Origin of the sequence: Halorientalis salina (genome assembly GCF_005049285.1) — an archaeon.
GTDB classification, from domain to species: domain Archaea; phylum Halobacteriota; class Halobacteria; order Halobacteriales; family Haloarculaceae; genus Halorientalis; species Halorientalis salina.
Genome location: NZ_SOSC01000016.1, coordinates 1 through 26,184, shown reverse-complemented (window position 1 = coordinate 26,184; position 26,184 = coordinate 1). Strand labels below are relative to the sequence as shown.

The window sequence follows — 26,184 nt, the reverse complement described above, 5'->3', positions numbered from 1 at the left end:
ATGTTACTACACCGGAGCCCCTACTTTTCACCTCCATACCATCGCTACGTGTGGGGATTATAGCGTTAAGATAGTCGAGGTGAAACACTACGTAGCGGTAATCTATAGTGGGATCAGTTCCATCGAGACTCAGAGCAAACGCGATCGCAAACCCCCATATCCAACAGACTCGAATTACTTCGGCGGTCGGGTTCACCACCTGTCCTATAATTCTACTGTATCATCTACATAGTTAGGTGTCTCCGAACGAAGGAGTCCAGGTAGCAGTTATATACGATTACAGACAGGTGATTGAATGCCCTAGGTACAATCCACACTCGACAGGGCAATCGATATCGAAAATGGTCTCTGAGAATCGGTAGTTCAGCGAAACAGGGATTCGCCCTCGTTTCGAGAGCGTTCAATGAAGACGCAAATGGATCGGTACTGGCCGTGTCCGAGATTTGGTCGGGTGACTGTCCCTGAACAGCATCGATCCATCACTGCAACGCGAGGTCGTACCCTTGATCGCGGAGTGTTGCAGCCACGACGAGTCGGAACTTATCGGCGATCTCGGATTTCGGGATCACGGTGTCTTCACCCCGAACTATGAAAAACTGGAACGTGTTGACCGCCAATGTTCCGTCGTCGAGTTCCGTAGTGACCTCGACCCGGAGCTCATCCGCAGCCGTATACACCTCGGTGTTGACTGCCCGATCGCGTTTGGCCATCTCGACAGTTAGAGTACTGTCTACGCGTCCGCCGTGAGCTGAGAGTGTATGATCTTCGTTCATAGTTATAGCGCGTACTCGATGCCACATTCGGACGGCAGTGGATCGACTGTTTGTTGATACTTCTCACCAAGCACACCTGAATATTTCTAATGATAACTGAAATGTTTGGAATCGATTTGATGGGGTATTTGATGGGCTGTGGCTGTCGGACCGATATTCATAGTTGATAGTCCGCGCCGCTCAACTGCCGGGATAGTAGCTACGGGCCGGATATCTTCACACCGGTAACAGCGCTGAAATCCACGGTTTCAGTCGTGGATACCTGGCTGTCCTGAGGGCGTCCGAGAGATGGATGGGGTCGTTTGGTGACGCCCCGACCTGCATGGCGTGATGGATAGTCGCCATTCCCAGTCGTTCGGACCGTGTTTCACCTTACACCAGGATCGTTCTTCGAACAGCGATCGAACTGATATTCGATCAACGGGCACTGATCGGTGAAGTGGTCAGTGCCGACCCTGGCAACTACTGCTTCTCGATGCTAGATAAAATACGTTTTTCTGTAAACATGATAGTTGGACTGAATCCCAGTATTATACCAATACGAACAATTTTGATGTAGCCGACATCGCAGTAATTTCGCGATTCAGTACATGATTAGAACATGTATTAAAATATTATAATCATAGTGGTACTATCTTGTTCCCTCGTGACTCGGTTGCGAGAAACCGGTCACCGTCGCGGGAATCCGATTGCGTGTGCCGGTAGTTTACGTCCCGACGGATTGGAGTATTACACCGGCGTCTGAGATAACATAATTATTGAATTCGTGACTGGCTCGTCGGCACGCGGACCGTTCGAGTCGGGACTACCGATCCGCGGGCTCTGACAGTGGATATGTCGCTTTCAACAGCTCCGTGTCCGTCCCGTACACCTCGACGATGCAGTAGGTGAGTCGGGAGGTGACACGAAGCCGTGAGGTACTGTTCCGTTCGGATTGTATAACACAGCGAAATTGGTTCGAACCCCGGTATGAGACAGGGACGCCGAGAACACGTAATACCAGATCCTGGACTACATAATTAGAACACGTCCACGTATCGGTGTTTCAAAGACAATTCATAGTCGAATCGTGTCCCATCTCCCGGTTAGATAGCGGCCCACGACTATTTGGAGATTGTCAATAACTACGTTTCATGTTTGCAGAAAAACGGTTTTTACTCACTGGCTCGTGTCAACAGGTACCGGGACCGCGTCACGACGAGTCTCAGTCAGCCGTCACACGCTCAGTTCGCTCATTGGCACGTCCAGTGAGCCATGGTCCTGGTGGGTTCAGGGATACCAGTTCCTTCGCGGACCACGCCGAATCTGCCCTGGACCCTCGAACCCTGCGTCCTTCGTACCAATGTACACCGACTCAACCGTTGACCCGACGCCGATCGACGACGTCCTCACTCCAGAGCGTTCCATCGACACGACTGACGGCCCTGTCACACGTGGGTGGGTGTTGGCAATCGATGAGACGACAGTCGACCAGCCGCTCGAAGACTATCCATTGGTTCTTACCCCCGCACAGTGTGGCACTCGGTTCACCGTCTTCCGATCGACCGAGACACTGAAGCTTCCAGCGGGGAGTTGTTTGCAGCCTTCCGTCGACACGATAGCAGTCGAGGACGACGACTATTGGTACACCATCCTCAAAACAGCGCTCGTTCCCCCATCCGACATCGGAGACCGTCCCGAACCCCGGCTTCTGACGGTTCCCAATCGGTTCCAGGACGGACTAATCGTCGAGTCACCACCGACTAGTCCATCGCTATGGAACATGCTCACCGAAGTGGAGCGAACCGCAACCGACTGTACTGATTGCTCTGAAGAGTCGGCTATCGAACACGGCCCGGATGAACCGTGGTTCCCCTTCGCAAGTACGTGATGTCACAGCTGTTACTGCAGGGGCCCCAGTAAGAGCCGATCTTTCGCCATATAGCGAGATACAATTCAAGTGTGATTGTCCGTTGATCAATCACCCGAGAAAGCGCGTTCTCTCGTGCTTCCGTTCGATGATATTTGGAACGGTCATACTACTGAGGGAATCGAGGGCGACATCGAGATTGATGAGCGCCACACAAAATACTCGTTCCGGGAAGCCACGTAGAATATCGAGTCACTCGTCAAACGTCATTCCGTATCCCCACTCCTCTAATTGCGCCGAAACTTCGTCGAGATGTTCGAGACCGGCTTTCATGAGTCCTTCGCGAAGGTCGGTCAGGGAGACGTTCTCGTCGAATCGATCCTCCAGTTCTCGAAGCGCATCACGCTCTGCGCTTTTCGTGTCCGGTTTGAGAAACAGCGGGACACGTTCACGGCCGTCCTGTACACCGTCACGGCGGTATTTATACGGTATCTGGAGTGAGCGTTGCTGGCCGGACTGTTGCTCTCCCGACTCCGTAGTCGAGGTCGCGGACGTTTCGGTATCCGCTTTCGCCTCCGTTTCGTCCGTCTCTGACCCTGAGGGAGTGGAATCCGATGCGAAGGGATCCTCGCCGGCACCTTCTTTCATGCCGGTCATGCCGAGAGCACCTCGTGGTCGAGATCGCCAGGCTCGGGCGGATTCGGCGCTTCTAGCCCCACCTCCTGCTCCAGATGGCGTGCGATGCGGTCGAACTGGGCGAGCGTTTCGAGTTCGTAATCTCGCTGGCGGTCGCGGAACTCACTGACGTACCGAAACGCCGAACACTGCTTCATCCAGCATCCTTCCATCAGGGACGCGCGTTCGCCGATGATCTCCGGAATGGGGTAGTCAATCTCGTCGAGAATCGTTCGCTGGTCTCGTGTATCCTTGAACCCGACTGGAACAGCCGCGAGTACGCCGACTTCGACATCGAGTTGTTCCTGGAGGCCGCTCACGAGCAGTTCCAGTCCTTCGACGGCAGCTCGCCCTTTGGCGCTTGGCTCGACCGGGATGACCAACGATCGCGTCGCATGAATCGCGTTGTACAGGTGCGGCCCTTCCGTCGCCGGCGGATCACAGATGAGGACGTCGTACTCGTCGGGAACGCCGGCTTCGCGAAGCACTCTGAGGAGTTGGGCGTGCATTCCGAACGCCTCACCCATCGCCTCCGCCTGGTCCTTCTCGCGCTGGAGATACTCCGCGAGATCCGAGAGCATGTTGTGTTCCGGAACGATATCGACACCCTCGACCGTTCGAACGAGGTCATCGAAATCGCCGTTCGGCCTGCGAATCATGTGTCGAACCAGGTTATCGACGGACTCGGTCCGCTGATCGTCGACGCCGAACAGGCGAGAGAGGTCTCCGTCCTGAGGATCCAGCGGGACGACGAGCGGCTTGAGACCGGCCCGAGCGTGTGCGACGGCGAGGTTCGCCGCAGTCGAGGTCTTGCCGACGCCACCAGCCTCGCTGTATGTCGAGTACGCTAACATACTCGCTTCATGAACTGCATCCACCTTGAAACTTCGTCAGACACAATCATTAATGAGTGTAGTTAATGAACACCATGAACACACGTAGCGAACACAACTAATGAACAATATCAATGAACACACTCAATGAATGCTTCTTATGGATCCGCACATTGAGTTCAAGCTGTCGCTGTAATTACATTCAAGATTCAGACCGACAGTACAGTGGGTACACGAGGTAGAGACACCAGTGAACATTATTGATGAACACAACTAGTGAATATTGTTAATGAATGTATGTACAACACGAAAGCGAGACGAACGCGAGAAGAAATAAGAGAAATATATCAATAACGCGTTAGCGGATCTCAGACGTGTTTTTCAGATGACCATATGGCGATACTAAAACAAGAAATCCACTACTTCCACGGCCAAATCCAGTATTTTGTCCGCGGTACTCGTTTTGTCACCGTCCTCGTTCCCCGAGGATTCATCGGTGCTATCGTCTCCCATGTATGAACGCAAAACAGAGCCCAGGGTCAATCCATCGATTGATTTAGGTAATAAGAGAGCTGGTCAGCGGGGTATACTGTGGGGCCAATTTGAGTCCCGGTGTGAGCCACAGGTAGTTCACGGAGTGGCGACCTACGGACTATCTCGGGACGTCATGGCGGAAGATAATCGTCGAAGATAGCAGCGAGTTCGTCCTGGACGTGATCTCGCATGGCCTCAGCTCTCGCCTGCCGACGGGTGCGTTCGTCGAGATAGTTTTGTTCCGACACACTCTCGTCACGGGAACCCTGTGATGCGGCGACAGCAGCCGTATCGGCGTCGATTCGTGGTCGTTGCTGGCGATAGATTCGGTACCAGGTACGGCGACCCATTTTCGGCTTCGGTGGCTCGCCATCGATGGTTACGTCCGCACGATCACCGAGGGATCGGAACCATCGCCTGGCGGTTTGGGTCGTAATCGGATGGTCGTCGAGAGTCGGTGAGGGAAAGAGATACCCCACGTCTCCGTGCTCCCTGGCGAGTTGGTCTCGACGGGCTTCGATGGCCGAAACCCCGACGAGAATTTCGACCGTGTTCCGAACGCGTCTGGCGTTCTTTCGTTCTCCGGCCTCGAATTCGATGTACGGAACGGTCCCCTCGGAACCGTCGGGTTCGAGTACCAACTGATCGACGTGGAGTTCACAGGCCTCGACCGGTCGAAGTCCCAAGCCAGCGAGGGCGAGCAGTAGATACCGTTCGTCAGTGTCCGCGACAGCGAGCATCGACTCCAGATCCGCACGTGTTATCGCGGGATGGTCGTAGACCGGTTCCCGATCCCAGCCGAAGCGTTTGCGAAGGTTCGCCGCTGGGTTGTACAGCGCACGACCGGTCTCTTCCAGAAACGTATACCAGTTTTTCACGACGGAGACGTACTTCCGCTTGGATCCCAGCGTCCCGAGTTCGTCGTCGAGAACCCTGAAAACCGCCTTGGCTCGTTGAATCTCGGCCGGCTTCTGTTGCTCGTCCAGTAAGGGGGACAGGAGATCAGCCGAATCGTGTTCGCGTGCGTACGTCCGGGCGTACGTTCGCAATCGAGACCGACGAGATTTGATCGTCGATGCCGCTCGATCACGATCACGTTCGAGTTCGTCAATATAGCCCTGCAGTGCCATCACTGTCGGTTCGTGGTCGAGTTGCCAGCGCGAATCACCGTCACCCGACGGTTCTGGTGGAAGATCGGTTTCCGCATAGAACTCCCCAGGAGACAGACCGTGGTCTCTGCGGAGCCGCTCGACGAACCCCGAATAGTTCCCCTTGAGCCAGCGATATGGCGGGGTTTCAGTGCCAGGGTCGATGTCCAGCGACTCGTCTTGGCGGAGCGCCGGAACGATTTCGGCACGGTAGAATTCGAGGAAGTCATCAACTGCCTCGAACTGTGCATACTCAGCCATCGAACGACAACACCCCAATCCCCGCGTTGACGGGTGGTTTCAAGCCTGCTACATTCACTGGGTAGCGTATATCTCTCCGATTGCTTAGTATTTGTGGTGCGTTGTTGTCCAATGTAGACAACCACACAACAAACGAAGTGTCAAATAATATGCCCCACAGTTATAAACTATATATAGCTATATCTATTCAGGTCAGGATTGACGCGAATCAAACACGAATCGGAGAGCGTACACGACGGTCGTTCGGAGCCTGTCTGAACCGACCCGAGACGAGCTCGCGGGTTTTATCCAGAATCCTCGCCCTCTGGCCCGTTCGTCAGGGGGAGTGAGTCGACTTGATCGGCGTTCCCTCCAAGCGTGACGATGTCCTGTTCCTGGTCGTACTCGACAACGCCGGCCTCGGCCAGTTTCGGGATGTGTGCGTGCCAGAGCGTCGAGTAAACCCGCAGGACTTCTTTTTCGGGAATCTCGGTTATCGGCGCGTCGTTCTCGTAACAGACGACTTCGTCGGCGAGGTCGGGGAGTGCTATAGAGCCGTGATCCTGGAGACAAGAGATAGCGTACCGACGGCGTTGGTTGGCCAACAGGTCGTAAAGAGTGTCGAGGGACGCAGAAGCCGTCGGTTCAGTCGTCTCTTGATTACTCACAGATTGGGGAACGAGTCGGGGAAGGATACATCGCCCGCTTTGAATTCAAAGTCCCTTATATAGAAATGGCTAGTGGGACGTTAATCCATATCGTTCGCGGATTCAGGTGTCGATATCGTCAGCGTGTTGCTAGTGAGATTAGTCATCGCTCGGCGCAGCCGTTGGGAAACGGCGTCGGTCGAGATACCGAGTTCGTTCGCCAGGTCACCGATCTGGGCGTCGCGAGGGATCGAGAAGTAGCCCAGTTCCAGAGCCGTCACGAGGACTTCGTATTGCTCGTGCGATAGCTCGTACTCGCGTTCTTTCGGCGCAGTCGCCTCGTAGAGCCGTTGTAACTCGAATTGGTACTCCCGTTCGTGGAAGTACGTCTGGAACTCGCTGACCGCGTCCTGATCGACGAATTTGAGTTTGAGAGACCACACGCCGTGTGCCGCCTCGGCTTCCTGGATGATGGCGTGTTGATTGACGATCTGATCGATCAACGTCTGGAAGTCCTCGACCCACTGAACTTTGAACTGACCGATACTGCCGTCGGCCCCTATCGCTTCGAGTTCATCGATAGAGGGGTCGGAGCGGAGTGCTCGCTCGACGCTGTCGAGGTCATCAGAGGTCGCCCAGAGAAAGGGCATGATCCACTCACGGCTGTGCGTGGCCAACCGCTCGATCTCGATTGTCACGTCCGGGACGGCCTCGAACGTCCGCTGTAACGCAAACGCATCCGCGGGAATCGTGAACTCAGTGATGACGCTCATAGGAGGGAAACGCGGTGAGCAACGAAAACCGGCTTGGCGGGACGTGTTGCCGGACGAACAGGAGTTCGATGGCCTGGCACCGAGCCGTCGACAGTATCCCACTGGTTCGAGAGGTGACCGGTACCCTAATACGTCTCACCTGTCGAGAAAGGGATAATGCATCAATCCACCGACTCGGCACAGGCCGAACGGCATACGAGCGGTCCATTGACTGGTCGCTGTGAGCACTGCGATTGGTACGTGATCGAACAGTCCTACGCAGCGATGGTGTCATCGTACCACGATCACCTCCGAGACGAGCATCCCAACGCGTGGGTGCAGGCCTGAGAGCGGCTCGCACCCGTTGGCGTCGGTCAGCACGTGCTTTCGCTACGGTTCGAGGAGGACTTTCACCACACCCTCCTCGCGATTGTCGAACTTTTCGTACATCTCGGGGGCCTCGTCGAGCCCGACGCGGTGGGTCACGACGAAACTGGGATCGGCACGGCCCTCGATGATGAGATCGCGGAGATAGCGGTTGTACTTCTTGACGTTACACTGGCCGGTACCGAGTTTGATCCCTTTCTCGAACAGTTTCCCGAAGTCGATTCCAAGCCGGCCCTGGGCTGCCATCTCGCTGGGCGCGCCAGGGTCGGACGGAACGTACAGGCCGGGGATGCCGAGTTCGCCCGTCGGACGAACAGTCTGGATGAGTTGGTTCAGAACGACCGCGGGGTTCTCACGGGCAGGGTCGTAGGCGTCGTCCCCGGGATCGGTGTCAGGATCGATCGCCTGGTATCCGACCGCGTCGATGCCCTTGTCGACGCCGCCACCGTGTTCGTCCTTGATCTGCTCGACCGGATCGCCCTCCTCGAAGTTGATGGTCGTCGCATCGGCGTGGTCTTCGGCCATCTCCAGTCGGCTCTCGACGCGGTCGACGACGTATATCTCGGACGCCCCCTTGATGTCCGCGCTGTAGGCCGCCATCAGCCCGACCGGTCCGGCACCGTAGACCGCAACGGACTCACCGGGCTGGAGGTTCGCCAGCTCCGTACCGTGCCAGCCCGTCGGGAAGATGTCAGCCAGCATCGCGAACGCGTCCTCGTGTTCGTCGCCCGGCGGGAGTTTGAGCGCGTTGAAATCCGCGAAGGGAATGCGGAGGCGCTCGGCCTGTCCACCCGTATAGGGCCCCATCGCGACGTATCCGTACGCGCCGCCCGCGAACCCGGGATTGACGTTGGTACAGAATCCCGTTTTTCCCTCCTCGCAGTTCTGACAGAACCCGCAGGCGACGTTGAACGGCGCGACCACGCGGTCGCCCTCCTCGAGGGTAGTAACGCCCTCGCCGGCCTCCTCGACCGTCCCCATGTTCTCGTGCCCGAAGACGAGTCCGGGGTCGGCGTCAGTCCGACCTTCGTACATGTGCAGGTCCGACCCGCAGATGGCCGTCGTGGAGATGTCGATAATTACGTCACTGGGGTGTTGGATTTCCGGTTCTTCCACTTCCTCTACTGAAACGTCCTTTTCTCCCTGATAAACGACAGCGTTCATAGACATTTGGTATCAATCCACTAGAAGGGTCCACGTTCAGCGCCATATTCGTAACTGATTAATTGTTACATATAGAGGGGCCAAGGGGTCGTCCGTACGGCGGCGAATTGCCAGTGAACCGACCTGAGACAGGTTTTTCCCTACTACCGCACTGAGTCGGCTAGATGCGACGGTCGACACCCAGTCGACTCGTGCGAGTCGATCTCCGAGCGCGGACGTCCGAAAGCGAGCCCATTCCGGAGGGATGGCAGCGACAGTTCGTCGGTGGCAAGGGCCTCGGTGCGAGATATCTCTACGAGGAACTCGATGCGGGAACCGATCCGCTGGGACCGGAGAACGTGCTGTTGTTCATGCTCGGTCCACTGACTGGGTATCTACCGGGCGAACAGCGATACGCGGCGATCACGAAGTCGCCACTCACCGGAACCTTCCTCGATTCGTACGCCGGTGGGACCTTCCCCGGAGCACTCGCTGGCGCGCTGGGCGAGCACATGGGGCTGCTGGTCACTGGCAGTGCCGACGAACCCGTGTCCATCGTCGTCGAAGACGGTGCGGTCCGGGTCGAGTCAGTCAGCGATCTCTGGGGAGAGGACACTGTGGAAACGTGTGAGCGCTTCCCCGACGCCGCGGTCGCCTGTATCGGCCCCGCGGGGGAACACCGAGTCCGATATGCAACGATCGCGACCGACGGCGGCGACCACCACGCGGGTCGGGGTGGGGCCGGGGCAGTCATGGGAAGCAAATACCTGAAAGCGGTCGTGGCTCGTGGCGAGTCACCGTCCGGACTGGGGGACCTCCGCGAGGCCTGCGCCGAGCGGTTCGCCAAAGCTCCTGTCGGCCGCTGGCAAGCCGCGAGCGAGACCCTCGAATCAGCCGATTTCGCCAACGAGGTGGGAGGCCTGGCCACTCGCGGGTGGCAGGAACGGCAGTTCGACGGGACGGACGACATCGGAATCGAAACCGCCCGTGACGCCGCTACCGACCGCGAGCGGAACACCGATGCAGTTCCCGGCGGGTTCAAGATACGGACAGCGGAGGGCGAAACCGTGCCTCGGGGTGGAACACAGATGACGCTCGGCGCGACGCTCGGGATCGACGAGTTCGACGCTGTCGTAGCGCTCGGCGAGGCGTGTGATCGCGCCGGGATAGACGTAATCAGCGCCGGCAACGCCGTGGCCCTGGCCGTCCTGGCGAGTCAGGAAGGTGTGTTGGATCGGGATCTCTCGTTCGGAGACACCGCCGCTGTCCGAGAGCTACTAGAGGAGATCGCGACCCGTCGAACGGAACTCGGAGAAAGTCTTGCGCTCGGCGTCGAAGCAGCCGCAGCCACTCTGGGCGTCGAGGATCGGATTCCCACGGTGAAGGGGATGGAGGTTCCGTCCTACGATCCCCGTGCGGCCGCCAGCATGGCGCTGGCCTACGCGACGAGCGACCGAGGAGCCTGCCACCGCCGAAGTCGGCCGATCGAGCGCGAGCCGCTGGATTCCGGGGCCTGGAATCCAGCCCGTGCCGCGACGGCCGTGATCGTCGAACAGGACACCAGTTCGGTCCTCTGGAGTCTCGTCGCCGACGATTTCCTGGGCTCGGTGCTCGACGATCTGGGCGAGGAGTGGCTCCGGGCAGTGGGAGCACCAGTGCCGGCGGACCTCCAGCGAGTCGGTGAGCGCATCTGGAACCTGACGCGACTGTTCAACCTCCGAGAGGGATTCAGCCGGGCGGACGACGAACTGCCGGCCGTGTTCACCGAAGCGGTCGGCGACAGGCACTCCAACGAGCGGGGGATCGATCCCGCTACCTTCGAAGCGATGCTGGAAGCCTACTACGACGCCCGCAGGTGGGACGAAGCAGGGCGTCCCACCACTGGGACGCTGGACCGGCTCGACCTTCTGGCGGTCGTCGACGACGACACGCCCGTCGGTGCGGACGATAGCGGCTCGTGACCGTTGTCACCGAGTAGCTTCGGCGTATTCGACCGTCCACGACCGCCAGAGAGCCATGTACAGCGTCCAGAGGTCACAGTCGAAACGGTCAGCCAACTGCCGACAGGTATCGAGATAGGTCACGTACTCCGAACCCGACGGCGGGTCGGGGAAGGGACGCTCCAGCTCGTCGGCCCGGAACAACACCGTCCACTCGCGTTCACCGACGACGACGAACGATTCGGGATCGATGAACATGAGAAACGCCGATGCGACCGGAACGTCGACGCCTTCGAGGTCGGTTAGTCGTTCCACCTTCGCGGTCGGATCGTCGGCCGCAACGGTCGCGTCGATCACACTGCGGACGGTCTCGAAGTCGTTGTCACCGAACCGGTCCTCGACGGCCTGTCGCTCGTCGTGGGGAAACTCGCCGAGGAACCGCCGGTAGTACCAGCGTACGACCCATTCCGCATCACGCCAGCCGAACCGTCCCTCCGAGAACATCGCGGGGAACACGTCGAGGGCCTCATGCTCGACGGAGTAGAGCGGTTCTTCCTCCCTGTATTCCGCCGCCCGGGATGTCACGATCGAACGAGTCAGGTCCATACGGCTCTCTACCGCCCCTGCCTCCCTGTGCTTTGTGCCGGATTCGGGAGTTCCAGCGTGGGAAACGGATATTCGATCCGGAAGGTTACCGTGTTTGTTAAAAACACTCATACTCGTGCGGTGGCTTTTTCGAGTACACGTTGCGGGCGAACCCGCGACATCCCCGGGGAAAACTATGTCAGAGAAAAACCAAGATCCAGTCAAGACGATCTGTCCGTACTGCGGCGTCGGCTGTGGGATTCAGGTCAAACCGGGCGAGGAGCCGGGAGACATGCGATTCATGCCGTGGGGTGACGCCCCGGTCAACGAGGGACGGATCTGTATCAAAGGCGGCGCAGCGACAGAGGTCGTCGACCACGAGGACAGGTTGACCGATCCGCTCATCAAAGAGGACGGGGAGTTCCGTGAGGCCACCTGGGACGAGGCGCTCGGGCGCGTCGTCGACGAACTCGGTCGGATACGCGAGGAACACGGGCCGGAAGCGATGGGCTTTTTCGGCTCCTCGAAGATCATGAACGAGGAGAACTACCTCTTTCAGAAACTCGCTCGTCGATACGGGACCAACAACGTCGACAACTGCACCCGGATGTGTCACGCCTCGACGGTGTGGGCCCTGCGTCGAAGCCTCGGCGCCGGCGCGATGACCAACAGCATGGAGGACCTGGGGGCGAAGGCCGACGTGTTCTGGATACAGGGTGCCAACCCGGCCGAACAGCACCCGATCGCGAACAGCCAGCACTTCCGCCAGGCAGTCATCGACGGGGCAACGGTCATCCAGGTCGACCCGCACGCGAACAAGACGACCGAGTCGTTCGACATCGAGGGAACCGAGCGCCACATGCACCTCCAGGTGAAGCCCGGGACGGACATCCCGCTGCTCAATATCGTCCTCAAAACCGTCCTGGAGAACGACTGGGTCGACGAGGAGTTCATCGAGCAGCGCACGGAAGGGTTCGAGGACCTGAAAGCGACGCTCGAAGGCTTCGACAAGGAGGAGGCGGCGGAGACCTGCGGCGTCCCGCTGGCAGACATCGAGGACGCCGCCGAAAAGTACGCCACGGCGGAGAACGCGGCCATCTTCACCGGGATGGGGATGAGCCAGCACAGTTGCGGCGTCGACAACGTGCAGAACGAAATCAACCTGGCACTCATGACGGGGAACCTCGGCCGCCCCGGCACGGGCGTCAACCCGCTTCGTGGCCAGAACAACGTCCAGGGCACCTGTGACGTCGGCGCGATGCCGAACGTCCTGCCGGGCTACCAGAACGTGGACGACGACGCCGCGCGCCGCTCCGTCGAAGAGGTGTGGGGCTTCGAGATCCCGCCGGAACCGGGGCTGACCAACGTCGAGATCTCGATGGCGGCTGGTGACACCGTCCACGGGTTGTACGTCATGGGCGAAAACCCCGTGATGAGCGAACCCGATGCCACCGAAGTCGCCGAGCGACTCCAGAAGCTCGAGTTCATGGTCGCACAGGACATCTTCCTGACCGAGACGGCTGAGTTGGCCGACGTGGTCCTGCCGGCGACGTCGTGGGCCGAACGCGGCGGCACGGTCACCAACACCGACCGCCGCGTCCAGTTGATGCGCCCCGTCGAGAAGGTCCACGAGAACACCAGACACGACCTCGACATCGTCGCCGAGGTGGGCACTCGTCTGTTCGGTGAAGACGCGGGGTTCGACTTCTCCGAGCCCGAAGCGGTGTTCGAGGAACTGCGGCAGGTGTGTCCCAGCTACCACGGGATGACCTACGACCTGCTCGGCGAGGAAGGGCTGCACTGGCCCTGCTACGAACTCGGCGACGAGGGCGACCCGTACCTCTACGAGGACGAGTTCACCACGCCCAGCGGCCTGGGACACATCGAAGGCGTGAGTCACCAGCCGCCGGCCGAGGTGCCCGACGAGGAGTACCCGCTCGTCCTCACGACGGCGCGACTCATCGAGCACTACAACACCGGAACGATGAGCACCCGGTCGCCAACGCTGAACCGCCAGCATCCCGAGAACTTCGTCGACATCCACCCGGCGGACGCCGAGCGCTACGGCGTCGAGGACGAGGACGAGGTAACCCTCAAATCGCGTCGCGGCGAAATCACGCTCACCGCGCACGTCACCGACGACATCAAGGAAGGCGTCGTCTGGACGACACCGCACTTCGCGGCCGCCTCCGCGAACGTGCTCACGAACGACGTGCTCGACGAACGCGCGAAAATTCCGGAGTACAAGGCTGCGGCCGCCGAGATCGAGGTCGGTATCGAACCCAGTCAATCCGAAGCCGGCGCAGACGACTAAGCCGGGCCCGCCCCGGCGGGATACGCCGACGGCTCGGCGGTCGAATTGCCGTTTTTCGACACGGCTGTCGAAATCGGGAGTGCAAACTGTTTGACCGATACCGTACCTAACCTTAATAATCTTTCATAGTGTTTAATGGTTCGTTCGTGGAATCGTCTTTCTTGGGCACTCCAGCCCAGGATACCAATGCCCGAAGTACACTTCGAAGTAGACGTGGACAGCCCGCCGGACGAACAGCCGGGGGCGAACCCGTTCAATCGATGGCATCCGGAGATCGAATCGGTCGTCACCGCCGAGCCAGGTGATACGGTCCGGCTCGAATGTCTCGACTGGACGGGCGGACAGATACAGGACAACGACAACGCCAACGAGGTGCGCGACGTCGACCTGAATCAGGTTCACTACCTGAGCGGTCCGGTGGAGGTGTCGAACGCCGAACCCGGGGACCTGCTGAAGGTCACGCTACTGGACATCGGGGCGCTGAACGACCGGTGGGAGTTCGGGTTCAACGGCATCTTCTCACAGCAAAACGGTGGCGGGTTCCTGACCGATCACTTCCCCGACGCCGCAAAATCGATCTGGGATCTCGACGGAACCTACGTCTCCTCGCGGCACATCCCGGACGTGTACTACGAGGGGAAGATCCATCCCGGGCTCATCGGGACGGCACCCTCCCAGGACCTCCTGGAAGAGTGGACTCAGCGCGAGGCAAAACTCATCGAGCAACACGAGGAAGACCCGAGTTCGATCCCGGATCACCCGACGGGCGAATCGGAACCGCCGGTCGCGTCGCCCCCGACGCCCGAAGGCGCACAGCCGGGCGAGGCGAGTGGCGACGAAGCGGACCGGATCGCCGAAGAAGGGGCGCGGACCGTGCCACCGCGGGAACACGGTGGCAACTGCGACATCAAGGACCTCTCGCTCGGCTCGACCATTTACTTCCCGGTGTTCGTCGAGGGCGCGAAGTTCGGTATCGGAGACCTGCACGCCTCGCAGGGCGACGGGGAGATCACGTTCTGCGGGGCCATCGAGATGGCCGGGTACGTCGACCTGAAATTCGAACTCGTCAAGGACGGGATGGACAAACACGGGATTTCGCATCCGATCTTCGAGCCCGGGCATCGCGGCCCGGACTTCAGCGACTACGTCGTCTTCGAGGGCTACTCCGTCGACGAGGAGGGCGAGCAACACTACATCGATTCCCACGTCGCGTACCGCCAGGCCTGTCTGCGAGCCATCGACTACCTAGAGAAGTTCGGCTACACCCGCGAACAGGCGTACATGATCCTCGGGACGGTCCCGGTCGAGGGACGACAGAGCGGGGTGGTCGACATCCCGAACGCGTGTTCGACCCTCGCGGTACCCAAGGACGTGTTCGAGTTCGACGTCAGTCCCGACGGGCTCGACCAGTCCCGGGACCGCGGGCAGGTTGCGATCACCGACGATCCACTATGACATCCTCCGCGCCCTGAAGGGCGCGGTTTCCTCCGTGGGAGTCTCAGCCGCTTCGGGACTCGCCGGAGGCAACATTCCCGCTGTGGTGGACAGTACTCGGGTCTGTGCGCCGTTCTTTGGGACTTTCGTGAGAGCGTGGTGACACCAACCAGTCGTGGTTGTCCCACTCGAACCGCACGGGCGGTGCCATCCGCCTGACTGCCTTCTCGGTGTGCCGCTCTAGGAACGTCTCCGATGCCGTGAGATCGGCGTGACCCTCGAATCCACACGGACAGGTGAGTGTGTCCTGATGCCGTGTCGTTCGGTCTGTCGACCCGCAATGTGGGCACTCTTGGGTGGTCCACGCTTCCGACCGGACTTCGACCGAGATGCCGTATTCCTCGGCGGTACACATCAATCGCTTCGTGAACTGCAGGAACGCCCAGAAGTTGTGCGTCTTGGCGTTCGTCTCAACAGACCAGTGCGTATCAAGCACGTCGGTCAACCCACCGACGTACACCGTATCGACACCTTCGGTGTACAAGCGTTCCAGTAGATCGCGACACAACGCTTCTTGGGCATGATCGCGACGTCGAGTCCGCTTCCGGTACAAGCATCGGATGCGCTCGCTGCTGTCTTGGTCTTCCGGTAATTTGGCCTGCAACCGGGCGATTTCCCGCGTCGTCTCACGGAAACGTTTGAACAACTGCCGGCCTTCGTACAGGTATTGCTCGCCGGTCGTGGTGGTGCAGGCGACGAGGTTGTTCGCACCGATGTCCAGAGCGGCCTTGTGGTCGGCCAGTGGAGTGTCCCGTGCATCAGTAATAGTCACGGGCTGCGAAGCTCTGAAGGTGCTGTCAGTCTCGTCGTACCACAGATCAAGGCGGCCCTGTTTGTCGTACTCGGGCCAGTTCGGGTCGCCGGCGATCTCCAGGCGGAGTCGTCCGGTGTGGTCGTATCGGTCCTTCAATTCGCTCCCGACCAGTATCTCGAGCCGGGAACGGTCGCCCCATTCGACGGTGTAGGATGTGTTGCGAATGACGGTCTTGAGAACGCGGCCTTCATCTTCGTTGCCGCGGAACCCCGGCGGGTTGGGGTGGTCCGTGACCGACGTGTTCGGCTCGTCGTAATACTTGTCCTTGTTTCGGAAGAATCCGCGCCACGCTTCGCTGTTCTTGCGGATCACCTGTTGGGCGGTGGACGCACCAAGATTGCCTTTGTACTTGCCTTCGAGGTGACCGGTGTCGGCGTCCCACACGTCACCTTCGAAGCCGTCTTCGTCATTGTACCGCATGAGGCGTTGGTAGTTGACTTCGTTCCAGAGCGCGGCGGACGCGTCCAACAGGTCCCGTAGCACCTGCTCTCCCGTTTCGGAGAGCGGACGCACGGCGAACGTGTTGGAGCGTTTCATCGGACAGTTTCCCGTTCAACGCGGCGTGTATCAAAGGGCAGCCACCCGCAGTGAAAGTAGAACTCGCGACGGGTGGTGGAGACTCACGATCGGCAGTGATGCGGCGGTTTCTCACAGGAGCTTACGCGATTCACACCCAGCCTGCTCAGTCCTAGGTTCCGACAGCAGTGTGTCGGAACGCTCGTCCCTCGCGGGAAGGGGGGACTCTCTCGCTGTTACAGGTAGGAGCCTCCGCCCACCCACGAGCCGTCGGTTTCACGGACGACTCGTCATCCACTCGGCTTGGTGGCCGAGTTGCCGTCGTTCACGTTCGCTTCGAGCGCCTCCCGAACGACTGCCGAGAGTGGCAGAAACACATCCTCGTCGGCTTCGACCGAATCCGGACGCCCGTTCGATGCGAGGGCGTGATATCGGGCTGTCCCCTGAAGCGCGAATCGAACCACGTCGTCGGTGGTAAACACCCGCTCGGGACACTCCTCGTTGATCGCATCGCGTACTGCTCGCAACGCATCGCGCGTCTCCATCGACATGGTCAGCGACACCTGGAATCGATGGGGAATCTCCTCGTGGAACTGGGCCGCCGCTTTCGCGACGTCTGTGTCGTTCTCGGACATCCCCAGTAGCGTCCACGAACACAGGGGTAACGTTTCGGAACGGTCTCGGCACTGAGAGGTCAGATCGATTCACTGGTGGGTGAAGACTTGGCGGCGTGGGTCCATACTCCTGCTATGGAACTGGTCGACGCGCTCGCGGCCGAGGGACTCGTCTGCGTCGTCGGTGCCGGCGGGAAGAAATCCACCCTCTGGCAACTCGCCGGCCAACTCGACCGCGCAGTTGTCACTGGCACCGTACGCATCCCAATATTCGACGCTCAGGTGTCGGAGGTGACAGTGACGCAGGATCCAGTCGGGGCTCTGGAGGCTGCTGGGGGGTGGCCGCTCGGGCTCGTCCCGGAGCGGGAGTCCGACAGGTATCTCGGGTACGACACGGAGACAGTCGGTCATATCGCCGAAACCGGTCTCGCCGATTCGGTCTTGGTCAAAGCCGATGGCGCAAGAACACGCGAGTTCAAGGCTCCAAACGACTCGGAACCGCGTATTCCCGCTAATACTGAGACGGTGCTTCCGATCGTCAGCGCCCACGTGGTCGGGAAGCCACTCACCGACCAGTACGTCCATCGCGTCGAGCGCGTCGCCGCGCTCACCGGGCTCTCACCGGGTGAGCGGATCCGCCCCAAACACGTCGCCGACGTGCTGACAAGTCCCGATGGCGGACTGAAGGCCGTCCCAGAGGAGGCGACGGTCGTACCCGTCATAAACAAAGTCGACGACGATACCGACGAGACCATCGCCCGACGGATCGCAGGCGAAATCCTCGACAACCGACGGGTCGACCGCGTCGCCCTCACACGGATGATCGCGGAAAACCCGCTTGTTGCCACGTTAGAATAGGGATCCCGCTATTTGCTGTCGCCGAATTCCTGTGCGGCGTCGCGCAATTCCGCTCGCGTATTGACGTTCCGGAACGTATCAGTGTCAGCGTGCGTGCGGATCTCGCGTTCGTCGACGACGACGTAATCGAGGGTAAACAGCGGTTCGATGATCTTGTGCTCGTCCCGTTCCAGCGCCTCGGCACACGCGGCTGCCATCGGCTCGGCGCGGTAAACCGCCTGCGTCGTCTGGAACCACTCGTCTTCGACCTGTGGAACCGCCGCGTCGTGACCGTCCGCTCGCTCGAACAGATAGCGGACGAACGCCGGACTGACGAAGGGCATGTCACAGGCCACGACCGCAGCGTACTCACCGTCGGCTGCTTCGAGTCCGGTCATGATCCCCGCCATCGGACCTTGATCAGGTTCGGGGTCCTCGGCGAATTGGATGGGGAGTTCGAGACCAAAGAGGGCCTCTTCGATGCCGGAGCGCTGTGCCGGTCGGCAGTTCACGAGTATCTCGTCGACGGGCGCGACGAGACGGTCAGCGACGCGACGAATCATCGGCTTCCCCGCCAAGTCCGCGACCGCTTTGTCGTCCGCACCGAATCGCGTCGAGTACCCCCCCGCGATGATGACGCCAGTTCGCATGAACTGACGTTCGTGCCACCCGTCACTAAACGTTTCACCGACCGGTGGTGAGGGCGATACGAAATCCAGGGAAGGGCTAGGTAGTAATCTTTTTATTTCCGACCTGACGAGATATTGTATGATATATGATAGTGAACGGGAGGACGCATGTCAGGCGGCGTAACGACGACAACGGCGAAACAGGTCGTCAGTAACGATCAGGTTCGCCTGACGGTCATCGACGACACCGATCCGGAGAAGCCGACCTGGTCGCACTGGTTCGTGCCGAAACACCTGACGGTCGAGCAGGACCGACTGACAGTCGCCCGCAGTCGCGGCGGTCAGTTGTGGCCGTCGGATCTCGGGGACCGCGCCCACAGTAGTATCGAGGGCATGGCCGTGGTCTTGACGTGGCGCGACGAAACGTACAGCGGCCGGATCGTGTCGGTGAAACCGTCCGTCGCCGTGATCCGTCGAGACGATCAGTAATTCCACGCACCCGACCCGAAGGTGCGCACTCTGTTTTCCGTTTCAGTAACGTACGGAAGCATTGTCCCCTGGCAAGACCGGTCGGTACCCATTGGTTGCTAACTACGTTCGATTCGATAAACTGTATTCCACGTATATAAACGAAAATCAACTATTTCTGCCCGGAAAACGATATGGTATACGGTATCACCGCACATAACCATGACCCTCTACACAGTGCTCGGAATGGGCCTCGTCTTCGTCGGGATGGTGCTAGTCGTGAACGGGGTATGGCTACTGGGTATCGGATCCGACAGGGACGTCGCGGTTTTGAATTCCTTGGTGGGAGGGCTCTTGCTGCTCATCGCCCTCTGGTGGGCCTTCGGTGGAGATGCCTCCGAGGGAACGCCGTTCAACGCCGCCGGAGTACTGTTGTTCTCGTTCACGTATCTGTGGGTCGGAGTAAATGCATGGCGCAGCGAAGCCGACCAACGAGCGTTCGGCTGGTACTGCATCATGGTGACGTTCCTCGCGATTCCGACGGGCTGGTTAGTATGGCAACTCGGAGACGTCGGTCTCGCGAGTTTGTGGTGGATCTGGGCTGTCCTGTGGGCGGCGTTCTGGCTCATGCTCGGGATTCAGAAGACGGAGTACACGAAACCGATCGCATGGTACACAGCCCTCGTCGGAATCGCTACTGGGGCTGCAGGCTACATGATGGCTGCGGGATTCTGGCCATGGGCGTGATTGGCCGCTCGTATTGAAACAGGAAAGGCACTCGCCGCCCCGGTCATCAGGCAGATCATACATACTGACCGAGAAGTCGCGACAACGCTTTGTGGATCTGCATGGACTCTTTTCGAGAGGTACGCTATCATGACACAGTCTGCTCAGGGATCGCTCACCGGAATACTCGGTGAGGGGAGTGAACGGTTCCAGGGTCGCGACGTTCGCGAAACGAACATCACTGCGGGAAAGGTGCTCGCGGACACGGTCAAATCGACGCTGGGACCGCGGGGAATGGACAAGATGCTCGTCGGCGAGGCCGGAAAAGTCGTGGTGACCAACGATGGGGCCAGCATTCTCGACCGGATGGACATCGAACATCCGGCCGCTCGGGCACTGGTACAGGTCGCCGAGGGCCAGCAAAACCGCATCGGGGACGGGACGACATCAGCGGTACTCCTCGCGGGGGAACTCCTCGCTGAAGCAGCGGATCTCCTCGAAGATGGCCTCTACCCGACGACCATCGAGACGGGCTACAGGCTCGCCGTCGAGCACGCGCTCACGGCAATCGATTCGCACACGGTCCCGGTCGACCCGACGGACACCGAACTACTGTTGAGCATCGCAAGCACGGCAGTCACCGGGAAATGGACCGACGAGGAGGCCCAAGCACTGCTCGAACTCGTCGTCGACGCGGCGCAGGCAGTCGAGCGAAACGGGACCGTCGAGCGCCGGCGGATCACTCGGACGACCGTCCCTGGGGGGTCGCCGACGGACTCGAAGCTCGTCGACGGCCTCGCGATCGACATGGACGCGTCGTCGACGACGCTCGCACCGCTCGACATCGACCTGCCGCGACGGATCGAAGACGCGAGGGTGGCACTGGTCGACGATCAACTCACCGTCGAGAAGGCGGACGCGATCACGCACGTCTCCGTCGAGAACCCCCAGCAACTCGACGAGATTTCCGACTACGAATCGGACGTGTACGAGGGACAGGCAAGTGGCATCGCCGACGCCGGTGCCGACGTCGTCTTCTGCCAGAAGTCGATCGACGACGAGGTTCTGGCGAGACTCGCCGAAAAAGACATAATCGCAGTCGAGCGGACCCGACAGGACGAGATGCACAAACTCGCCCGTGCGACGGGGGCCGAGATGGTCATGCGCGTCGACGAGCTCACCCCAAACCACGTCGGCCGAGCAGGGGAGATCGAGCGCCGAACAATCGCCGGGACCGACCTCGTCGTCGTCGGGGACTGTTCGACCGCCGAACAGCGCTCGCTGGTCTTTCGCGGCGGAACCGAGCACGTCATCGCGGAGACGAAGCGACTCGTCGAGAACTGTCTCGACGACGTGACACTCGCCGTCGAAGAGGCCGCCGTCGTCCCCGGCGGTGGTGCGATCGAGGTCGCCGCCGCTAGTTCGCTCAGGGAGACCGCCGACGGAATCGCGGGCCGCGAGCAACTCGCAGTCTCCGCGTTCGCGGATGCGCTGGAGGTCATTCCGCGCACCCTTGCCACGAGTGCCGGACTCGATCCCATCGACACGCTCGTCGAACTCCGGAATCGACACCATCGAGACGAGTGGCGGTCCGGCCTCGACGTAGTCACGGGCGAGATGGGGGACATGGTCGACCGCGGTGTGGTCGAACCTGCCAGTGTCAAACGACACGCGATACCGAGTGCAACCGACGCGGCAACCTTGCTCCTCGGTATCGACGACATGCTTCCAGCGAGTTCCGCCGAGGAGACAGCACACGGTCACGACGACGGACACGACCACGATCACGGTCACGGCGGCCTCGAAGGCAGCGGCGAGGGCTACCCCTGGACGATCGGCCACTGACGGCAGCAAGTGTCGTCTCGGCGCGACGCAAAAATAGCGATTTGAGTCTCAGGACGGCTTCGCGAGGTCGCCTCTGTCCTCGCTCGGAGCGGTTTCCTCGGCGAGTCCGTCGGGGTTGATGTCGAACTCGAAGACCTCCTCGGGGACGGACACGGTAACGCAGGTGTTCGGGAGATCGACGATGCCGGCGATCCGGCTCTCGACAGGGGCACAACTGAGGATCTGGTAGGCCTGCTCGCGCGTGTACCCGAAGTTCGACAGGTAGTCGATGGCGTCGAGGCAGGCGCGGCGCATCCCGACGTTGGCGTTCTTGTAGTGCTGGGTGCCGTCCTCGTCGACGGAGTAGCCCTCGAAGACGACGTACTCCGAGAACTGTGGTTCGACGTTGCCGGGCGTGAACAGGGGGTAATCGGTCCCCATCTTCTCCATCCCGTTTTTGATGACGTCGACTTTCAGGTCGATGAAGCCAGCCATTTCGATGGCTCCACAGAACGTGATCTCCCCGTCGCCCTGCGAGAAGTGCAGGTCGCCCGTGATCAGGTTCGCACCCTCGACGAACACCGGGAGGTAGACGCGAGACCCGCGACTCAGGTTCTTGATGTCACAGTTGCCCGCGTTCTCGCGCGGCGGGATCGTCCGAGCGGCCTTCTGGGCGGCCTCCTCGACATCGTCATCGTCCATGTCACCGAGCATGACGTCTTCCGGTTCCGGCGGGAGCGCCAGCGGCGGTTCGTCCTCGTGGGTCTCGTGGTTGATGGCCGTCTCGTCTTCCGGACCGCGGTCGATGAGGGCCTGTTCGCGGTCGTTCCATTCCTCCAGAAGATCGTGTGACGGAGCCGTACCCACGATCCCGGGGTGTGAGAGTCCGGCAAAGCGGACGTCCGGGATGTGGCGAGAACTCGCGTAGACGCCGTCAAGATCCCAGATGGATTTTCGCGCCTCGGGGAAGTGGTCGGTGAGGAACCCGCCACCGTTGTCCAGTTCGAAGATCCCGTTGAAGCCCCACTCGTTTTCGGGGAACGGACCCAGATCGAGGATATCCACGACCAGTACGTCCCCTGGCTCCGCGCCGTCGACCCCGATCGGCCCACTCAGGTGGTGGTTCGGCTCGAGGTCCATGTCACGAATGTCGTTCGCGCTATCGTCGTTTACGACCTGGTCACCCGTCCAGTCGAGACACTCCACACGGAACTTATCCCCCGGCTGAACGGTTTCGACCGGTGGAATGTCGGGATGCCACCGATTGACGATCGGATCGGGTTGTTCCTCTACCGAGCTATCGACATCGACCTCGAAAACGGTCTCTGGCATAATACAAGGCACCACACCACAAGGAGAAACGTATAGTTAATTGATACGAGAAGTGGGATGCGTGCGGATCGGTTGCAGTCTGCTTTACAATAGCCTTCAGGATCCGAACGTTCGTGCTCTAAGTCACATATCTGACAGTACGTTTAACAGTTTAGTCCCCGAACTTCCGGAGACGATGAGCGCAGAATCGACCCTGCCTGGACTATCGAAACACATCGAACGATACCTGCGAATCTGGGAATCGGTCGGGACACGGGAGTTCACGATCGACGATGTCAGAGGAATCCAGAGCTCTCAGGGTGATAACACCGGGCGAGAGATCGATGATCGAGAGTTGCGGCAGTCCCTCGATACCCTCGTCGCGTATGGCTTGCTCGACTCGTTCGGTGACGAGCGATACCGCCTCCGTCTGCGCCCCGACGATCGACTCGACGACTGGCTGGAGACGATGGCACCTCGTGTCACCGGACTGTACGACGCAGTACAATCAGCACTATCGGAACGAGAGGCCAGCGACGCAGACGGGGAAACCCAACCAGAGACCATCCAGTTCGAGGGGACGACGTATCTTCGAAAGCCCGTGTCCCCGACGGAGAGCGTCGAAGACGTCGCGGCCACACTCACCGATTCGTTGGATACCCAGTCCGACCTCGACAGCGTCGTGTTGACATCGCCAGCCGACGAGGCGGCCCGCGTCCAGCGAATCGCGGATCGTCTCTCCGATACTGAGACGACAGGAAATCTGCCCACCGGCGGTTTCGAGAAGGTCACAACGGAAGTGAAGGGCCCCGATCCCGATGCGCTGGAGTATCGGCTGTATTTGACTCGTGGTGATACGTCCGGTCGCTACCAATAGACGCACAGGAACGTCGACAAAACCTTATCGCCGTGAACGTCGTACTGTGGTACTCACACACATGCCGGATCGTATTCCAATCGTCGAGCCAGGGGAGTCTCACGACGAGGACGTGAACGAACTGCTTCGCGAGGCGACGACCGAGTGGTACGAAGACGCCGCGTTCTTCGGCGCGATGGCGCATGAACCGACGGTTTTCAAACGCCTGGTCGAGACACTGGGGGCGTTTCCCCAGTCAGAAACCATCGACTCGGCGTTGCTGGAACTGGTGCGTCTCAGGGTCGCGAAGTGCCACGAGTGTGCGTACTGTGGGACGGTACGGACAGTGGACGTGCGCGAGGACGTGGCTCCGAAAGAGGAAGCGGTACTCGGCGACGATATCGACGAGACGGCGCTCACCCACCGCGAGTTTCTCGCGGTCAAGCTCGCGGATTACCTCTCGACCGACCCGCATCGGATCACGGACGCGTTCTTCGACGACCTCCGCGCGGAGTTCGCGACGGACGAGATCGTCGAACTTCTCCTGTTCAGCAGTCTCGAAGTCGGGCTCGACCGGTTTACGATCGCTCTCACGCTCGATACGACCGAAGCGGGACCGTATCCGAACAGCCTGGACTATCCGCTATCTGATCCGCAACCGCGCGACGGGTAGATCACCCGCGCAACGACGAAGCGGGTCGTTCAGACTCTCGGCGACACCCTGATTGCGGTTGTCACCGAGGGTCTGGCGAATACGGAGCCGTCTCGTCCGCAGACGACGAAACCGACGCTTCGAGCAGCGAAATCCGCGTTTCGAGACGGCGCTCCACGTTCTGTATCCGCGCGTCGAAGTACTCGTAGACGGACGGCCCGGTCGGAGCCTCACCGACGACGGACTCACAGAACTGCTCGTGGACGGGGAGTTTGACGTGTGGTACCCGTTCGCAGCAACCGGGACAGGTTGGCATCTCGACTATCATACATCGCTCGTCTGCTTGAGGGTTGGCCCAAAGTGATTAGGTTCGTCGTGAAAAATCGGGACTAATCAAAGAGAGCGACAAGTCTCTTGTCGTGATCTGGAGGGGTATCAGGTTTTATCAACAGGTTCGTGGTACCATTAGTCGGTTGGTCGCGCGCCACACGCCGGCCAACTGGTATAATGAGTCACCAGAACAATCCCAACGAACCTTGGGAGCGACAGCAGAGCGGAACTGGCACCCAGCAATCACGAGGTGGGCAACCACAGGAGCAACCCACACAGCAACAACCACAGCAGCGACCCCAACAGGGACAGTCCCGATTGCACCAGCAGCAATTGCAGATGCCACAGGGACAACAGCAGCCACAGGGACAACAGCAGCCACAGGGACAACAACAGCAGCCACAGAGGGGCCAACCACAGGGCCAACAGCAACCCACAGGCGGGCAACAGCCGCAAGCGCAGGGCCAACAACCACGGAGCCAGCCACAGCAACAGCGTTCGGGTGGCATGCAGGCTCCATCGACACCCCAGGGGACCGCTACCCGGCAACCACAGACAGGGCAGCAACCTGGCGGGCGGTCACGACCAACGGCTGGTCAACAACAAGCCCAACAACAGATGCAGCAGGGTGGGCTACAGCAACAGAGACAACCAGCCAGAACCGGGATGGCTCAGCCCACATTCAAACCGGCGAAAGTCGAGGAGGTCATCGAAACCGACGTCGTGACGGCACAGGCCGATACGCCGATCAGAACGATCGTCAGCAGTATGGCGGAGAACAACGTGGGCTGTGTCGTCATCCTCGACGACGACGGACAAACACCGATCGATGTGGTCACCGACCGAAAAGTGGCACTTGCACTGGAAGGGAAACCCGACATCGCCGAAAAGAACGTCGAGGAGGTCCTCACCGGAGATATTATCGTCGGGTCGACGGAAATGACGGTCTTCGAGGTACTCGATAAACTCAGTGAGTCAGAAATCCGCCGACTGCCGATAGTGGACGAAGACGACACCCTGCAGGGGATCGTTACGCTGGACGACCTCCTCGTGTTCCTGGGCAATCAACAGGCCGACGCCCTCTCGGTCATCAACGCCCAGATCAAACAGTAGCTCACTTCACCCAATTTTTACCGTACGCAGTGCAAACAATTAAGTTTCTGTCAGTGTGTAATCAGGGTACGGCGATGGAATACACACACCGCTACCGCGCCCGCCCAAACAGCGAGGTAGCGGCAGAACTCAAACGCCACATCAACATCCATCGTCAGGCCTACAACTACACCCGCTACG

Annotated in this window: 25 protein-coding genes; 12 read left to right on the top strand and 13 right to left on the bottom strand. The window is 59.9% G+C overall.

Annotated elements, in window-relative coordinates; all coding sequences use genetic code 11:
- Positions 1-479 precede the first annotated feature (479 nt).
- The 6 genes from E2481_RS17700 to E2481_RS17675 form a co-directional block, all read right to left on the bottom strand.
- Positions 480-710: a hypothetical protein gene (locus tag E2481_RS17700; protein ID WP_136718492.1), complete on the bottom strand. Its 231-nt coding sequence runs from the start codon at positions 708-710 to the stop codon at positions 480-482.
- 2,164 nt (positions 711-2,874) lie between these two features.
- On the bottom strand, positions 2,875-3,279 hold the full coding sequence (locus E2481_RS17695; protein ID WP_136718491.1) for a hypothetical protein: 405 nt from the start codon (positions 3,277-3,279) through the stop codon (positions 2,875-2,877).
- Entirely contained in the window at positions 3,276-4,151 is an 876-nt protein-coding gene (locus tag E2481_RS17690) for a ParA family protein (RefSeq protein ID WP_136718490.1), read from the bottom strand. The genes E2481_RS17695 and E2481_RS17690 overlap by 4 nt, the downstream gene beginning before the upstream one ends.
- Positions 4,152-4,795: 644 nt before the next feature.
- Positions 4,796-6,073 (bottom strand): tyrosine-type recombinase/integrase, encoded by a 1,278-nt coding sequence (locus E2481_RS17685; RefSeq protein ID WP_136718489.1) that lies wholly within the window; start codon positions 6,071-6,073, stop codon positions 4,796-4,798.
- A gap of 284 nt (positions 6,074-6,357) precedes the next feature.
- Positions 6,358-6,720: a DUF7344 domain-containing protein gene (locus E2481_RS17680; protein ID WP_136718488.1), complete on the bottom strand. Its 363-nt coding sequence runs from the start codon at positions 6,718-6,720 to the stop codon at positions 6,358-6,360.
- A gap of 80 nt (positions 6,721-6,800) precedes the next feature.
- Positions 6,801-7,472: a helix-turn-helix domain-containing protein gene (locus tag E2481_RS17675; RefSeq protein ID WP_136718487.1), complete on the bottom strand. Its 672-nt coding sequence runs from the start codon at positions 7,470-7,472 to the stop codon at positions 6,801-6,803.
- Between the two features lie 156 nt (positions 7,473-7,628).
- On the opposite strand from E2481_RS17675, the gene E2481_RS18795 reads away from it, so the two are divergent.
- Entirely contained in the window at positions 7,629-7,799 is a 171-nt protein-coding gene (locus E2481_RS18795) for a hypothetical protein (RefSeq protein ID WP_169302487.1), read from the top strand.
- Positions 7,800-7,841: 42 nt separating this feature from the next.
- On the opposite strand, the gene E2481_RS17670 is transcribed toward E2481_RS18795, so the two are convergent.
- Positions 7,842-9,002, bottom strand: coding sequence for a glutathione-independent formaldehyde dehydrogenase (locus E2481_RS17670; RefSeq protein ID WP_136718486.1), 1,161 nt, complete (start codon positions 9,000-9,002; stop codon positions 7,842-7,844).
- A 164-nt stretch (positions 9,003-9,166) separates the two neighbouring features.
- Between E2481_RS17670 and E2481_RS17665 the strand changes: the two genes are divergently transcribed.
- Positions 9,167-10,942 (top strand): aldehyde ferredoxin oxidoreductase family protein, encoded by a 1,776-nt coding sequence (locus tag E2481_RS17665; protein WP_136718485.1) that lies wholly within the window; start codon positions 9,167-9,169, stop codon positions 10,940-10,942.
- A gap of 6 nt (positions 10,943-10,948) precedes the next feature.
- Here the strand turns inward: E2481_RS17665 and E2481_RS17660 are convergent, their stop codons facing one another.
- A complete protein-coding gene (locus tag E2481_RS17660) occupies positions 10,949-11,527 on the bottom strand; it encodes a hypothetical protein (RefSeq protein ID WP_136718484.1) in 579 nt (192 codons plus the stop codon).
- A 175-nt stretch (positions 11,528-11,702) separates the two neighbouring features.
- On the opposite strand from E2481_RS17660, the gene fdhF reads away from it, so the two are divergent.
- On the top strand, positions 11,703-13,820 hold the full coding sequence (fdhF, locus tag E2481_RS17655) for a formate dehydrogenase subunit alpha (protein WP_136718483.1): 2,118 nt from the start codon (positions 11,703-11,705) through the stop codon (positions 13,818-13,820).
- A gap of 186 nt (positions 13,821-14,006) precedes the next feature.
- Positions 14,007-15,275: a formamidase gene (gene fmdA / locus E2481_RS17650; protein ID WP_136718482.1), complete on the top strand. Its 1,269-nt coding sequence runs from the start codon at positions 14,007-14,009 to the stop codon at positions 15,273-15,275.
- Positions 15,276-15,318: 43 nt separating this feature from the next.
- Here fmdA (E2481_RS17650) and E2481_RS17645 read toward each other — a convergent pair whose 3' ends face one another.
- Positions 15,319-16,665 (bottom strand): RNA-guided endonuclease InsQ/TnpB family protein, encoded by a 1,347-nt coding sequence (locus E2481_RS17645; protein WP_136718481.1) that lies wholly within the window; start codon positions 16,663-16,665, stop codon positions 15,319-15,321.
- A gap of 269 nt (positions 16,666-16,934) precedes the next feature.
- Complete coding sequence (locus E2481_RS17640; protein ID WP_136718480.1) at positions 16,935-17,279, bottom strand: hypothetical protein; 345 nt, start codon at positions 17,277-17,279, stop codon at positions 16,935-16,937.
- Between the two features lie 114 nt (positions 17,280-17,393).
- Here E2481_RS17640 and yqeC point away from each other — a divergent pair, with 114 nt between their 5' ends.
- The gene (gene yqeC, locus E2481_RS17635; protein WP_136718479.1) at positions 17,394-18,116 is read left to right on the top strand and encodes a selenium cofactor biosynthesis protein YqeC; all 723 of its coding nucleotides are present in this window, start codon (positions 17,394-17,396) and stop codon (positions 18,114-18,116) included.
- 8 nt (positions 18,117-18,124) lie between these two features.
- Here yqeC and E2481_RS17630 read toward each other — a convergent pair whose 3' ends face one another.
- Positions 18,125-18,745: a molybdenum cofactor guanylyltransferase gene (locus E2481_RS17630; protein WP_136718478.1), complete on the bottom strand. Its 621-nt coding sequence runs from the start codon at positions 18,743-18,745 to the stop codon at positions 18,125-18,127.
- A 147-nt stretch (positions 18,746-18,892) separates the two neighbouring features.
- Between E2481_RS17630 and E2481_RS17625 the strand changes: the two genes are divergently transcribed.
- The 3 genes from E2481_RS17625 to thsA all read left to right on the top strand — a co-directional run bounded on the left by E2481_RS17625 (position 18,893) and on the right by thsA (position 21,763).
- A complete protein-coding gene (locus E2481_RS17625; protein ID WP_136718477.1) occupies positions 18,893-19,213 on the top strand; it encodes a hypothetical protein in 321 nt (106 codons plus the stop codon).
- A gap of 201 nt (positions 19,214-19,414) precedes the next feature.
- Positions 19,415-19,939 carry an AmiS/UreI family transporter gene (locus E2481_RS17620; protein ID WP_136718476.1) on the top strand — a complete coding sequence of 175 codons (525 nt, stop codon included), beginning with the start codon at positions 19,415-19,417 and terminating at the stop codon, positions 19,937-19,939.
- 129 nt (positions 19,940-20,068) lie between these two features.
- Positions 20,069-21,763 carry a thermosome subunit alpha gene (gene thsA / locus E2481_RS17615; RefSeq protein WP_136718475.1) on the top strand — a complete coding sequence of 565 codons (1,695 nt, stop codon included), beginning with the start codon at positions 20,069-20,071 and terminating at the stop codon, positions 21,761-21,763.
- Positions 21,764-21,811: 48 nt separating this feature from the next.
- On the opposite strand, the gene fmdA (E2481_RS17610) is transcribed toward thsA, so the two are convergent.
- On the bottom strand, positions 21,812-23,074 hold the full coding sequence (gene fmdA / locus E2481_RS17610) for a formamidase (RefSeq protein ID WP_136718474.1): 1,263 nt from the start codon (positions 23,072-23,074) through the stop codon (positions 21,812-21,814).
- Positions 23,075-23,249: 175 nt separating this feature from the next.
- On the opposite strand from fmdA (E2481_RS17610), the gene E2481_RS17605 reads away from it, so the two are divergent.
- Both E2481_RS17605 and E2481_RS17600 read left to right on the top strand, forming a co-directional pair.
- Positions 23,250-23,930 carry a hypothetical protein gene (locus tag E2481_RS17605; RefSeq protein ID WP_136718473.1) on the top strand — a complete coding sequence of 227 codons (681 nt, stop codon included), beginning with the start codon at positions 23,250-23,252 and terminating at the stop codon, positions 23,928-23,930.
- A 46-nt stretch (positions 23,931-23,976) separates the two neighbouring features.
- Positions 23,977-24,582, top strand: a complete 606-nt coding sequence (locus E2481_RS17600) for a carboxymuconolactone decarboxylase family protein (protein ID WP_250137875.1) — start codon at positions 23,977-23,979, stop codon at positions 24,580-24,582.
- 61 nt (positions 24,583-24,643) lie between these two features.
- Here the strand turns inward: E2481_RS17600 and E2481_RS17595 are convergent, their stop codons facing one another.
- Entirely contained in the window at positions 24,644-24,877 is a 234-nt protein-coding gene (locus E2481_RS17595; protein WP_136718472.1) for a hypothetical protein, read from the bottom strand.
- A 680-nt stretch (positions 24,878-25,557) separates the two neighbouring features.
- Here E2481_RS17595 and E2481_RS18790 point away from each other — a divergent pair.
- Positions 25,558-26,004 (top strand): CBS domain-containing protein, encoded by a 447-nt coding sequence (locus E2481_RS18790; protein ID WP_169302489.1) that lies wholly within the window; start codon positions 25,558-25,560, stop codon positions 26,002-26,004.
- 74 nt (positions 26,005-26,078) lie between these two features.
- On the top strand, positions 26,079-26,184 hold a 106-nt coding region (locus tag E2481_RS19255; protein WP_169302488.1), incomplete at its 3' end, for a helix-turn-helix domain-containing protein.